The sequence below is a fragment of the Limnochordia bacterium genome (genome assembly GCA_023230925.1).
Lineage (GTDB): Bacteria > Bacillota > Limnochordia > DUMW01 > DUMW01 > JALNWK01.
On sequence record JALNWK010000018.1, the window covers coordinates 1 to 13,744 of the forward strand.

Annotated in this window: 12 protein-coding genes; all 12 read left to right on the top strand. The window is 49.6% G+C overall.

All coding sequences use genetic code 11. The features are described 5' to 3' along the window. Positions 1-130 precede the first annotated feature (130 nt). The 12 genes from M0Q40_05720 to M0Q40_05775 all read left to right on the top strand — a co-directional run bounded on the left by M0Q40_05720 (position 131) and on the right by M0Q40_05775 (position 13,649). Complete coding sequence (locus M0Q40_05720; GenBank protein MCK9222108.1) at positions 131-1,225, top strand: BamA/TamA family outer membrane protein; 1,095 nt, start codon at positions 131-133, stop codon at positions 1,223-1,225. Between the two features lie 451 nt (positions 1,226-1,676). Further along, on the top strand, positions 1,677-2,867 hold the full coding sequence (locus M0Q40_05725; GenBank protein MCK9222109.1) for an ROK family transcriptional regulator: 1,191 nt from the start codon (positions 1,677-1,679) through the stop codon (positions 2,865-2,867). Positions 2,868-2,976: 109 nt separating this feature from the next. After that, the gene (locus M0Q40_05730; GenBank protein MCK9222110.1) at positions 2,977-4,269 is read left to right on the top strand and encodes an L-alanine-DL-glutamate epimerase; all 1,293 of its coding nucleotides are present in this window, start codon (positions 2,977-2,979) and stop codon (positions 4,267-4,269) included. 162 nt (positions 4,270-4,431) lie between these two features. Further along, complete coding sequence (locus M0Q40_05735; GenBank protein MCK9222111.1) at positions 4,432-5,430, top strand: Gfo/Idh/MocA family oxidoreductase; 999 nt, start codon at positions 4,432-4,434, stop codon at positions 5,428-5,430. Positions 5,431-5,447: 17 nt separating this feature from the next. Next, positions 5,448-6,386 (top strand): hypothetical protein, encoded by a 939-nt coding sequence (locus M0Q40_05740; GenBank protein MCK9222112.1) that lies wholly within the window; start codon positions 5,448-5,450, stop codon positions 6,384-6,386. Between the two features lie 71 nt (positions 6,387-6,457). Next, positions 6,458-7,483, top strand: a complete 1,026-nt coding sequence (locus M0Q40_05745; protein MCK9222113.1) for a Gfo/Idh/MocA family oxidoreductase — start codon at positions 6,458-6,460, stop codon at positions 7,481-7,483. 34 nt (positions 7,484-7,517) lie between these two features. Continuing rightward, entirely contained in the window at positions 7,518-8,672 is a 1,155-nt protein-coding gene (locus tag M0Q40_05750) for an amidohydrolase family protein (GenBank protein MCK9222114.1), read from the top strand. A 13-nt stretch (positions 8,673-8,685) separates the two neighbouring features. Next, the gene (locus M0Q40_05755; GenBank protein ID MCK9222115.1) at positions 8,686-9,117 is read left to right on the top strand and encodes a nucleoside recognition protein; all 432 of its coding nucleotides are present in this window, start codon (positions 8,686-8,688) and stop codon (positions 9,115-9,117) included. 14 nt (positions 9,118-9,131) lie between these two features. Beyond that, complete coding sequence (locus M0Q40_05760; protein ID MCK9222116.1) at positions 9,132-9,644, top strand: nucleoside recognition protein; 513 nt, start codon at positions 9,132-9,134, stop codon at positions 9,642-9,644. After that, positions 9,634-10,398, top strand: a complete 765-nt coding sequence (locus tag M0Q40_05765; protein ID MCK9222117.1) for a 6-phosphogluconolactonase — start codon at positions 9,634-9,636, stop codon at positions 10,396-10,398. The genes M0Q40_05760 and M0Q40_05765 overlap by 11 nt, the downstream gene beginning before the upstream one ends. A gap of 14 nt (positions 10,399-10,412) precedes the next feature. Next, positions 10,413-11,234 (top strand): sugar phosphate isomerase/epimerase, encoded by an 822-nt coding sequence (locus tag M0Q40_05770; GenBank protein ID MCK9222118.1) that lies wholly within the window; start codon positions 10,413-10,415, stop codon positions 11,232-11,234. Positions 11,235-11,414: 180 nt separating this feature from the next. Further along, positions 11,415-13,649 (top strand): alpha/beta hydrolase, encoded by a 2,235-nt coding sequence (locus tag M0Q40_05775; protein ID MCK9222119.1) that lies wholly within the window; start codon positions 11,415-11,417, stop codon positions 13,647-13,649. Positions 13,650-13,744 lie beyond the last annotated feature (95 nt).

The window sequence follows — 13,744 nt, forward strand, 5'->3', positions numbered from 1 at the left end:
AAATTCACATTAATCACCGGGATACTGCCATCATCTCCCATTTACTTTGACGGTATACCTCATTTGGGGCAGTCAACAAACTGGAAAATACCTTCTGTTTCGGAGGCTTGCCTGATTCGGGATTAACGAAGTGTTGGTCTATGGAGCTTTCACGACCAACGAGGGATTACTCCGTCGCTTAGTTGGTTACAAGCGGGGGGATCTTTTTACTACCGAGGACTTGCAGTTGCTCCAGGCCAGGCTAAACCACAATGAAACCCAGCGGAGTATTACTGTTGTGCCCCGTCCAGCAGGGGATAAGACCGTTAATATCGTGGTATATGTAGATGAAGGTACTTGGTTTATGCAAAGCCCTTGGGAGTTGGGGTATCGTCTTGTCAACGATCTAGCGACCCAACGGGTGACCCTCCGTTATCTGAACGTAGGAGGCCGGATGGTAAACCTTAGCGGGGTTTGGGGCTTGGGACCTACTAAGGAAAGGTTACTCGGCGTGGAATTGCCGGTGACCAGTGGCCTTGAGGTAACACTTACGGCTGGTACTTACAATGTATCCCGACAGGTGACCTTAGGGCCCTACGCTGGCCAAAGCTGGGATGGGAAAAGGACCCAGACTAAGATAAACGCTACAGCGGTGGTACGTCCGGATCTATATCTAAGCTTAGCCAGTACTTATCTGTTAGATGGGGTGGAACCATATTTTGATAATAGTCTTACCTTACACTATGGGCTTGCGGGTCTAGTGCGTACTTCCTATGGCGGGCGGACATCGGTTTGTGTGGGGATATTAAAGGGAGAGTCAGATTACTATCCCTACGCCGCTTGTCACGTGGCAAAAGACAAACCATTAAGTGATGGTACTATCATTACCCTGCGGGGAAGTGCTGGTTACCGGGCAGCGGATACTCCCTTTGCCCATCTGTTTTTCCAAGGGGGAACGGGTAGTCTTGAAGCGTACAATCCCATCTTAGCCTGCAACCGTTATGTCACCATGGGCGCCCAGTTGCGTTTTTGTGGGTCCAATAATATTAGTCTGGTCTTGCTAGCCGATGGGGGTAGTGTATGGGATGCTTCCGAGCCCATAACCTTCGATCAGCTACGCAGTAGCGGTGGCATAGCCTTGCGATGGATCTCACCCGTTGGTTTTGTTTTGGAGGCCAAGTACGCCCGTAGTCTGACTGATCCTGGAGTTGAGCGATTTACCTTTGGTCTTTGCACCCAGTACTGATACTCCTGTTGGTGGAGACCGCACGGTTTTGGTTACCAGCCTAGACTTTAGGGTGGGTTGCATGTTGGGTGAGTAGGGAACCAACTAGATATGGTTGTGACCCGCAGGAGAGGATACCCGTAGCACGAACGCTATGGGGCCATTGCAGTTCGTGGAGAAGGACGGCGTTGCCAAGGCAACCGAAGGAGCTAGTGCAGGGAACGGAGTACTTGTATGTGCAGAGCCTATCCGGGACTGTACTGTGCTAGCTAGGGGATCTAGGTACACGCCTTCTCCCTTATCGTGTGATGGAAGGACCTTGGTGTTGCTAGGTATTCAACTGAATCCTTAGATCTTGCACATTAGCAGGAGTTTAGGGTTTCTTGGCGAAACTTAATTAAAAAGCTTGATAAATGTATGCACAGATCCCATTGAGCTGTGGTAACATGGAAATAGAAGGGTGATTCATCAGATGGCGATTAGAACGGGTAATGCCCGATTGATAAAAGAGATCAACACTTCCTTAATTATGGAGGAAATGCGCAAAAACGATCAGATTACGCGTAATGAGTTAGCACGACTTACCGGGCTTACACCCCCAACGGTCTTGCATATTGTGGCTGATCTGATTGACCTGGGTCTAGTCAGAGAGATGGAGCTTGGTGAATCATCGGGTGGACGAAGACCACGGATGTTGCAGCTTAATCCCGATGGCGGGTACGTTATTGGGGTGGAAATAGACGATGACTTTAACCGGTTGTGCCTGGCGGATTTGAGTGTGAGAATTAGAGCAAAAATGCGTATTCCCAACGAAAGCCTCGTTCCTGAGAAGGTGCTGGCGTCAGTGTCTAAAGGCATTGAGAGTCTGATCGAACAGGCTGGGGTCGAAAGAGCAAGGATTCTAGGTGTAGGGATGGCTGTGCCGGGCTTGGTAGATAGTTACCGGGGCATTTGTGTTAATAGTACCCGGCTAGGATGGCAGAATGTACACATAAAGGAGTGGATTGAACAACAGACCAACTTGCCTACAGAAGTCGATCATAGCGTGCGGGTTATTGCCCTTGCTGAAAGCAGATTCGGTGCAGCAGCAAATGCCAGCAATATGATCTTTATCCGGATTGGCCGAGGAATTGGTGCTGCCTTCGTCATTGATGATCTAGTGTATCAGGGGAGCAATGGCAGTTTAGGTGAACTAGGACATATGGTGGTGTGGCCCCACGGTCCAAAGTGTAGGTGTGGGTTGGAAGGATGCCTGGAGGCTATCGCATCGGAAGAAGCCTTGGTGACGAAGTACAGACAGGTTTGTGAGGGCAATTGTCCCTCTGAGCTAACTGGGCAAAAGGTAGTGGACCTTGCTGAGACCGACAAGTCTGCAGCTTTGGTCTGCAAAGAGGCAGGATATTACCTAGGGGTTGCATTGGCAAATTGTGTAAAGCTAATTAACCCAGAGCTGATTGTGATTACCGGGTATCTAAAAAGTGGCACGGTGATGTGGCAGCAGATGCGTCAGATCATAAATGAACAGGTATTTCCCTCGCAGTCATCTCCCTTGCGAATAGTGCCCGGTGAACTGGTTGAGAATGCTTGTGTTCTTGGCGGATGCGCTCTGGTCCTAGATGAAATCTATAGTAAACCAAGGGAGCTTAGGGCGCGAATAGGCTAACAAAAATAATCTTTCTGTATAAGAAGGAACTTCTGTGGGGTTGTAGAAATACATTATTAAGGACTTTAATGAACATATAGTGTAAACCAACATATAAGGTTGTGACAAAATGCCTAAGGTCAGCAGAATCGATCTCAATTTTGAAAGGGAAGCCATGTCCAGTCCCTTTGGGTTCAAAGGAAATGCCTTAACAGAGCTATGGCAAGTGGTGGCCCTTCTCGAGAGTGATGCGGGCACTTCGGGTATTGGACTAGGGGTGCAAAGTGTGCTATGGTCCGATGCACAGACCTTCGCCCGGTACCCGGAGTCGGTGGGTAATGGAATGATGTTTCTGATGACTGCCTATGCCCTCGAAGCAGCCAAGGCAACTACCTTTGAGACACCAATTGGGCTCCTTGAGCAGCTGTTGCCAAAGACCCATGCCTTTGGATGCCAGCTCACCGGAACCCCCCATCTGCCCATCACCTTTGCCTTAAATGCCCTAGTACCGGTGGATAACGCCGCGTGGTTATTGTATGCCCAGGAGGGGGGGATTACCCTTTTTACAGACCTAATCCCCAAGGACGTAAGGCCAGCGCTGGCGGAAAGGCACTCCTGTCTTGCCTGTATTCCTCTCATTACCTATGGTACGACCATTAAGGAAGTCTGTCAGCTGGTTCAAGGGGGCCACTTTTTCTTGAAGATTAAGGTTGGCTCTGACCCGGCAAAGGATGGGGATCGGAAGAAAATGCTAGAGTGGGACAAGAACCGGCTCTATGAGATTCACAATGCGGTGAAGGATCACCAGACCCCCTATACAGACTGTGGATATCCAGTGTACTATCTTGACGCCAATGGACGATATGACAATAAGGAACGTCTGTTACAGTTGCTTGACTATGCTGAGGAGATTGGGGCCCTCGAACGGATTGTGCTCTTTGAAGAGCCCTTTCCAGAGGAGTACAAGGTTGATGTAGCAGATGTGCCAGTCCGGTTAGCGGCTGATGAAAGCGCCCATTCAGATCAGGACGTGGAAGAAAGGATTCAACTAGGTTACCGGGCCATTGCCCTAAAACCCATTGCGAAGACCTTAAGTATGAGTTTGAAGATGACCGAAATAGCCCACAGACATGGTGTACCCTGCTTTTGCGCTGACCTGACGGTGAATCCTCTGATGGTTGACTGGAACAAAAACGTAGCCGCACGGTTGGCTCCTTTGCCCGGTGTAAAGATCGGGGTGTTGGAGTCAAACGGCCCCTGGAATTACCGTGATTGGGACAAACTCAAGAGTTACCATCCCTGTTTTGGTTCCTCTTGGATAGATAATATGCAGGGACTGTTCATGCTAGATGATGACTTCTATCAACAAAGCGGCGGCATTTTTCTGTCCAGTGCCCACTATCGCGGTCTGGTAGGCTTGTAAGAAAGGGCTTACAAGTTATAGTTCTGTACTACATATGGGGATTTCCCCAAAACCGGAGATAAGGTTGACGTGATCAAGATGCCCGATGGGCTTTGGGAAAGTCTTCATTTTGGTGGAAGTAGAGTCTCTATAACAAGTTTAGACATGGGAGGAAGCGTTCAAATGTTGAAAGTAGGATTGATTGGCTGTGGTTCATTTGCGATGGGTATGCACGTACCAAATCTAATGAAAAATTCCAAGTACAAGATTTATGCCACCATGGATATCAATGAGCAAGTTGCCCAAAGTGCCCAAGGAAAAACTGGGGCGGCTTACTCCACCACTGATGTGCATCGTTTACTAGACGATCCCGAGATCGATGTTGTCTTCATTACAACTCGGCATGATTCCCATGCTAGTCTATCAGTTCAAGCGGCCAATGCAGGAAAACATATTCTTTGCGAAAAGCCGATGGGACTAAACCGGGAAGAATGCCGGAAGGTGGCCGAGGCTGTTAAGAAAATCAATGTAAAGTATACGGTTGGGTACAATCGGGGGATGGCTCCCCTAGTCACCCAGGCCCGGGATCTACTCCAGGAAATAGAAGGGAAGAAGATGATCTATCATCGCATTCAGGCTCCCTTTCCGGCAGACCATTGGACCCATGATCCCAAGGTGGGTGGTGGACGTTTCATCGGTGAAGGCTGTCACATCTTTGACCTGCTTTGTGAGTTAGTACAAGCACCACCAATCTCGGTATACGCATCAGGTGGTACCTTTCTCGATCCGCATAAGGTCCACATCCCGGATAGTGGCATTGTCACCATTACTTTTGCAGATGGCTCTGTGGGAACCACGTTGATTTCCAGTGCTGGTTGTCCGGACTTCCCTAAGGAAGCAACGGAGATTTACTGTGATCACCGGGCGATCTACATTTTGGATTTCTACCGGATGGAGTACTACGGCTTCCAAGGACACAAAAAGATCAGTGTGGAGTTTGGTACCGTGGACAAAGGGCAGGCTATTGAAATCGATTTGCTCGCTGATGCGATCGTTAAAGATACCACACCGCCCAATGACATCACAAAGGCAGCCCGTGCCGCGGTAATTAGCTTTATGGTTAATGAGTCCATGGAGAAGGGTGTTTCAATACAAATAGAAGAAAAGGACTATTGTTTCTGAGAGGAGATCTTTGAGCAATGATTAGAATTGGCTGTATCAATATTGATGTATCCCACCCCTTGGCATTCTCTGAATATCTACGGAAAGGCAATCGAGCCCGTTATGTTGCGGTGTATAACGATGGATTTCGCGGTGATGATGAAGTAGCAGCCTTCATTAGAAACCATGGCCTGGAGAAACGTTGTGCCACAGTGGATGAGCTGGCCGAATGTGTGGATATTGGCTTTATTCAAGGGTGTAACTGGGATAAGCACCTGCAATATGTAAAGCCCTTTATTAACCGGGGTAAGCCGGTGTTTATCGATAAGCCGATCGTCGGAAAAATGAAAGACCTAGTGACCTTAGATGAATGGATCAAGCAGGGCGCTGTTATCCTAGGGAGCTCCTCGGTGCGCTATGCTGAGGAGATTGTCGGATTTGCCCAAACACCGGAAACGGAAAGGGGCAAGATTCTCAATGTTTTCGGTACATCGGGAACCGATGAGTTCAACTATGGTGTTCATATTGTTGAAGGTATTGGTGGTCTGATGGGCACCGGGGCGGTAAGTACCCAGTATGTCGGTAGTGGTCAGCTTAATGATCAGGTGTGCGAGACGTACTATATTCGATTCAAGGACGGGACCACAGCAATCTATAACCTGTGGCGTGGGATCTGGCAACCCTTTGCCATTGTAGTCATGACCACAAAGACTACTTACCATTTTCATGTGGACACGAGCAAGATCTACGGTGCGCTTCTTGACCGCATCTGTGATTTTCTTGAAACAGGCAAAAACACCCTAGCCCCGTGGGAAGCCATCAAAGAATCAATCATGATCATGTTAGCTGGCCGGATTTCCAAAGAACAAGGGGGCAAGCTGGTACCGCTAGATAGTATTCCCCTTGACGACCCAGGTTATGACGGTTATGCCTTTGCAGAGAACTACGCGGCCAATGCTAAGAAAATGTATCTATAGCAAGAACCGCGAGGACGAAGGAGACGTCCATGGGACCCAATTTCCAGTAAGGAATGATGAGGTGCAATCATGTGAAAACGTTAGGCTTTGGCATTGTCGGTTGTGGCGTTGCGGCTAAATGGCACCAGGCTGCTCTAGCAAGGATACCTGAAGCACAGCTAATTGCTGTTTGCGATCAGCAAAGGGATCGGGCCGAATCTATGGGTAGGGCAGCAGATGTAGCATGGACAGTGGATCTTGAAGAGTTCCTAAACCACCCAGGGCTCGATGTGGTGTGTATCTGTACGCCCAGTGGCACCCATTACTCTGTGGGACTTCTGGCCTTGGAGTCAGGGGCCCATGTGGTTGTGGAAAAGCCTCTGGCCTTGACGGTGCAGGATGCTGACCACCTCATTGCCGTTGCCGAGAAGCAAGGAAGGATTATTTCAACGATCAGTCAACTGAGATTTTCGGATGCTGCCCAAGCCGCAAGGAAAATACTGGGCGAGGGTAGTCTGGGCCGAATCTTGATGGCGGATCTGTACATGAAATTCTACCGCAGCCCGGAATACTACCGAACCGGGGGTTGGCGAGGTACCTGGCAGTTTGATGGGGGCGGAGCCTTGATGAATCAAGGTATCCATGGAGTGGATTTGCTTCTTTGGTTGGTGGGGTCAGTAGCCCAAGTGGTTGGAAAGACCTATACTCTCTACCATGAGATTGAGGTTGAGGATGTGGCCTACGGCCTCCTTGAGTACACAAACGGTGCAGTTGGCGTTCTGCAAGCATCCACCTGTTGTAACCCAGGAGTACCGCGAACAATTGAGATTCATGGTGAGGGGGGTACCCTAGTTCTCCGGGATGACCGACTAGAGTTGATCGATCCAAAGGGCACGGTATCTGTAGTCCCGGATACGGACAAGGCAAGCGGCGTAGCTAGTGACCCCACTGCCCTTAAGGCCGACGGACATCTCCTACAGTTGACCGATGTTGTTTCCGCGATCCAAAGGGGAACACAACCCCTTATTGATGGACGGCAAGGTCGCAACGCTGTTGAACTAGTTACTGCGGTTTACCGGTCTGCCCAAGAGGGTAAACCAGTGGTGTTTAGCAAGTGAGTAGAGAAAAAGACTTGGTTAAGGATGAATGAATGTGCAAGAGATTCTTGGACGACACTATCGAACGAAGAAAGCGATATGTGTCAAGACGGCAAATGGTCTGATTGAATCCGTAATGGAGATCCAAGATCAGACTGCCGATCTACCATTTATCGCTCCGGGATTAGTGGACATCCAGATCAATGGGTGTTTTGGATGGGACTTCAGCTCCGACGTTTTAACGGTAGAGCAATGGGAAGAAGTGGTTAATAAATTACTTCTGCATGGAGTGACCAACTTTTGTGCCACCCTTGTGACCAGCGATCCACGATTCATTGGTGACATTCTAAGCTCCATCGCCGTTGCACGAAGAAGCTCGCGTATTGTAGCCGAGACACTAATCGGCGTCCACCTGGAAGGTCCGTATATTTCGCCGGATGATGGTCCCCGGGGGGCACATCCCCGTGAGTTCGTGTGCTGCCCCAATTGGGAGGAATTCTGTCAACTACAGGAACTAGCCCAGGGCGCCATCAGAATTGTCACCTTGGCTCCGGAAAGACCTCACGCCTTAGAGTTTATCCAGAAAGCGGTGGCAAGTGGCGTTGTAGTAGGCATCGGACATACTAATGCAACAGCCAAGCAAATTGCGGCTGCGGTAGCTTGTGGTGCCAGTCTTTCCACCCACTTAGGTAATGGGTGTCATGCAGTATTACCCCGACACGCCAATTATATCTACGAGCAATTGGGAAACGATAGTCTAACCGCTAGTCTAATTGCCGATGGTCATCATTTGCCAGCTAATGTACTTAAATCTTTCATTCGTGCTAAGGGTGTAAAACGCTCGATCTTGATTAGCGATGCCGTTTCCCTCACCGGCATGCCCGATGGTGAATATACATTATGGGGGCAGCGGGTGGAAGTGAAGGGAAACAAAGTCGTTCTGGCGGGCACGAAATACCTCGCTGGTGCAGCAAGCTTGCTGCCTGTGGGTGTTTTCAACGCGGTGAATCTGGCGGGTTGCCGATTGGAGGATGCCATAGACATGGCCTCTGTAACCCCCCTAAGATTACTAGGGGGGAAGAGGCAAGGACTCCAGGTAGGCGCTACAGCGAACATTATTGTTTTTGAGATGGGTGATCAGGGTTTGGATATCGAGAAAGTGTATCGCCATGGGGTATGGGTGGACGGTTCGGTTCAGATAGGTGCGTAGAGGTGGGTGTAGGATGCAAAGGGAGAACATAGGTTGGGGGACCCTAGGACGGGGACTTCGGAATGGTCTGGAGACCATATGGGAGCTAAGCAAAGTAGTCCTACCGGTTTATGTGGTGCTTACGGTTTTGGAGGCGAGTCTGGTTCTTGGGTGGATTGGAGAACGCTGTGAACCGTTGATGGGATTATTTAGTCTATCTGGTTCCTGCGCAATGGTATTGCTTTTGGGCTATGTTTTAGACTACTATGCAGCAATTGGTGCCATTGCCTCATTAGGGTTGTCCATTAGGGAGATCACGATTCTTGCGGTAATGCTTAGTATTGGTCATTCACTGATTTTGGAGACGGCAGTGGCCAAGAAAATGGGTATATCGGCGACCAGGGCCTGTTTGATACGTCTGGGGGCTTCTCTTTTTGCTGGGTTTTTGGTTAGTAGATTGATCTGAAAGGACAGAGGTTAATGGCTTTGATCCTGAAAGGGTTAACCGGTGGGTTAATGCTAATTGGGCACATCTCCCTAGTTATTTTGCCGATCTTTATCGTCCTCCAGTTTGCTTCAGAAAGCCATTTGCTGGATCAGGCAAGTAAATGGTTACGTCCTCTAGCCCGATTCCTACGAATCTCAGAGCGTAGCACCGTGCCACTTTTGGTGGGACTTGTCTTTGGCTTGTTCTATGGTTCGGGAGTGATTATCCATGAGGCTAAGTCAGGGGAAATAACGAAAGCGGATATGCACATTACCGTCTTGTTTCTTTTACTATGTCATTCCATGTTTGAAGATACCTTGGTATTTGTGGCCGTAGGGGCCAACGGATTTTTGATTCTCGGTATTAGGTTTGCCATGGCTTTGATTGCGACTTGGGTTGTTAGTCGTTTCGTGATCAAGACGCGTCAAGATGAATACATGTCGCAGAGTCTGACCGAAAATGGTGCTAACAGCACAATCAGTGGAGGTGGTTCAGTTGAACTATAATATTGATCGGCTGAAGGTAGAGATATATCCAACCAGGAGACTAATGGGGGCTGCTGCCGCCAAAGAAGCGGCTGGGTACATTCAGCAGGTATCCCGGCGCAAGCAAGAAGTGAACATCCTATTTGCCGCGGCTCCATCACAAGATGAGTTTTTGGCTGCTTTGACCTCGATTCCCGGTGTGCCTTGGCATAGCGTCAACGCGTTTCAGCTAGATGAGTATATCGGTTTGCCAAGGGAGGCTTCTCAGCTATTTGCCAGGTATTTGGACACGCATGTAGCAAGCCGCGTTACCCTTAAGAGAAGCTACTGCATTAACCCAGCCAATGACCCGGACGCAGAATGTCAGCGGTATGCCGCACTGCTTCGGGACTTTCCACCGGATCTCGCGTGTATTGGGATTGGTGAGAACGGACACATCGCCTTTAACGATCCCCCCGTAGCAGATTTCCATGATCCAAAACTAGTAAAGGTTGTGGAGCTAGACCGGGCTTGTCGGATGCAGCAGGTGCATGATGGATGTTTTCCCTCCTTGGATGACACCCCTACCCATGCTATTACCTTAACGATTCCTGCCATCATGCAGGCGCAGAAGGTTGTCTGTGTTGTGCCCGGTAAGACTAAGCAGGAGGCCGTTCAAAGGACATTACTAGGGCCAATCGATGAGGTATGTCCAGCATCGGTCATCCGAAAACACGAAACAGCGACATTGTATTTAGACAGCGATGCAGCGCTGAAATTTTTGGCCAAACATTGAAGGAGGCAGGTGGCATGCTTGGTGTAGTTGGTCTTGGCTTTACCAGTGTAGACTTTCCGCTTTTTCTAAAGATAGCCCAGGAATTAGGTTGTGATGGTTTTGAACTGTGTACGATCCCCGGGGCCCATAGGGGAACCCTTGATTTGACCAACACAACTAAACGTACTGAGGTAAAACGGCAAATAGAGGATGCGGGACTTAAGGTTCTATCGGTGGCAGGCTACAACGATTTTTCTTCATCCCTACCAGCGAAACGGAAAACAGAGGTAGCACAGTTGACCTATTATCTAGAGTTGGCGCGGGAATTCGACTGCCAGTTGGTGCGTGTATTCGCCGGTGACACAGCTGACCCTGCTTTGTTTGACTACGTGAAGGATGGTTTCCAACAGGCCATTGAGGCGGCCGAAGAGTATGATGTGGTGTTAGCCCTGGAGAACCATGGCCATCCTTTCAATAATGGTGAGTTAATCCTCAGGCTGCTTGAAGAGGTTAACTCCCCTTATTTGCGAGTCACTCTGGATACGGGCAATTTCTTTTGGGCCGGGCATTCCTTAGAAGAAGGACATCGGTTCGCTAAGATGCTTTGCCCTTATGCTGCCAATGTCCACTTAAAGGATTTTGTCTATAAGCCCGACGGATCCGTGCAATTTGTCTCCCTCGGGGAGGGCCTTGTGGATCTACTTGGGATCGTTGGAGAACTCAAGGTTGCAGGCTACCAAGGACCTTTCTTGAGTGAGTATGAGGGTTTGGGGGATCCACGACAGGTTACAGGCAGTGAGGACCTCCTAAAGGAAAGAACTGCAAGGTGCGTGGCTTATTTGCAGGAGATTGTGTAGGGTATTCCTTCCGCGCTAAAGCACAGATGGATTTCATTCCTGGTGATGTATCTGAAGCCGAATGGGAAGCGGCACTGGAGCATTGCTCTCAATTGAGCTACCTGGTAAGAATGAGCTAACACCTAGTCTATACGAGAGACTTCCTGGTAATTATCTTAGTAAAACTGTGAGGGATGTGTTATGGAGACTAATGTGCCTCTACCCGGAACCGATTGCCTTAAGGATCCCCTGGATCATACTGAACTACTACTAGACGGATTAAACAGGTTCCTCGACCAGGCTCTTACCACCAAGAAAAAGTATAGGAATGAGGTTCTGCTCAAACCACCTAATAAAGACCAGCTGGTTGATGCTCTGCAGCAAAAACGTAGGGAACTGGCCCGCTATCTTGGGGTGGTCGATTCCCGTCTTCCGGTGGAAAGCCTTGAATTTGTGTGTTCTACCAAACAACCGGCCAAGATTGCCCAAGGCACAGATTATGATGTGTACAATGTCAGGTGGCCGGTTCTAGAAGGTGTCTTTGGGGAGGGACTATACCTCAAACCCCAAGAGACACCCATAGCTTTTGCGATTGCCCTTGGGGATGCGGACTGGATCCCCCATGATTTGGTCGGCCTGGAATCTGATCTGTCCGCTAACGCTCAGTTTGCCCGTCACTTAGTACAGATGGGCTGTGAGGTGGTAGTACCGGTTCTGATTGATCGAGATTGCACTTGGTCTGGAAACCCGGCTGTGCGCATGACAAACCAACCCCACCGGGAGTTCGTTTATCGGATGGCCTACCAAATGGGGCGGCATATCATTGGTTATGAGGTGCAGAAGATCCTGGCCCTAGTTGATTGGTTTTCTCAGAATCCAGGGGGTAAACCAGTGATTGTGTTTGGCTATGGAGAAGGTGGTCTGTTGGCATTAAACAGTGCTGCCTTAGATGAGCGGATTACCGGGGTTGGTGTTAGTGGGTACTTTGGAAATCGGTTCCGGGTTTGGCAGGAGCCAATCTATCGCAATGTCTGGCGGCTTCTCTGTGGGTTTAGTGATGCAGAATTGGCGACCATGGTTGCTCCTAGGGCACTAGTCATTGAGACAAGTTGTGCCCCGTGCATCCCTGGGCCGCCCGCACCTTCAAAGACACGTCAAGGAGCTGCTCCAGGCACAATAACAACCCCCAGTATGGATGAGGTTCAGGAAGAATTGGCCCTGGCAAGTCACACCTATGCTGTATATGATGCGGTAGATAAGCTTACCTTAGTTGTTCCGATGGAGGGAGATCGGGGCCCAGGTACCGATGAGGCCTTAGTTCAGCTTCTGCAAAGCAGTGGTCTGAATCCTTCTAGTAGACAAGATGCACCAGCCACTGTGACCCATAGCTTGGGGGCAGTCTATCATAGGGAGCAAAGGAAGCGTCAGTTTGGGCAGTTGTGTGAGTACACCCAATTGCTCTGGAGACGCTCGGCAAAGGTACGGGAGCGTTTCTGGGATCGGGCCGATGCAACATCGGTTGAAACTTGGGAAGATACCACCAAAGGGTATCGGGACTATTTCTGGGAGGAAGTGATCGGTAAGTGTCCGCCTCCTACGGACTCTCTTGTTCCTAGAAGCCGAAGAATCGAGGAAAACCCAACCTACGATGTTTACGAAGTGTTTGTTAATGTATGGGATGGTGTACCGGCATTTGCCTATCTTCTGGTGCCAAAGGGTATAAAGACCGGTGAAAAAAGACCAGTAGTTGTCTGTCAGCACGGCCTAGGCGGTCATCCCCGGGCACTGTTACAGGAAAGTGGGTATAAGGCATTGGCACGCACCTTGGCAGAGCAGGGTTATGTGACTTTATCCCCCCAGAATCCGTCCATTGGCCCGGCGGGTGATCGTTTTCGAGTGTTGGAACGGAAGGCCAACCCCTTAGGCTGGTCCCTCTTTTCCTTTATAGTGGCGATCCACCAACAATGGTTGAGGTTCCTAGGTCACCTGCCCTTTGTGGATGATCAGAGAATAGCCTTCTATGGGCTATCCTATGGTGGCAAAACGGCGATGCGCGTCCCCGCGCTATTGCCCGGCTACGCCCTTTCGATCTGTTCCGGGGATTTCAATGAATGGATCATGAAAACCGTCTCCACAGAATTCTTCTCCAGTTATATGTTTACCGGGGAGTATGAAGTGTTTGAGTTTGACTTAGGGCATACCTTCAACCACGCGGAGATGGCCTATCTGATTGCGCCGCGCCCCTTCATGGTGGAGCGGGGTACCGATGATGCTTGCGGTACCGATGACTGGGTCTCCTTTGAGTATGCCAAGGCCCGTCGTTTATACCTGAAACTAGGTATTTCCGAACGTACCCATATGGAAGTGTTCGCTGGTGGACACGAGATTTACTTCCAAGATGCTGCACATTTTCTCAATAACTTCCTCCGGAAATAGGCCAGTCCCGCCCGTATATGGGCGGGACACCACAGTCAATACCGAAATTCCACCAATTCTTTCGCTTCCGAACATAATTTTGACAAAAACACCAA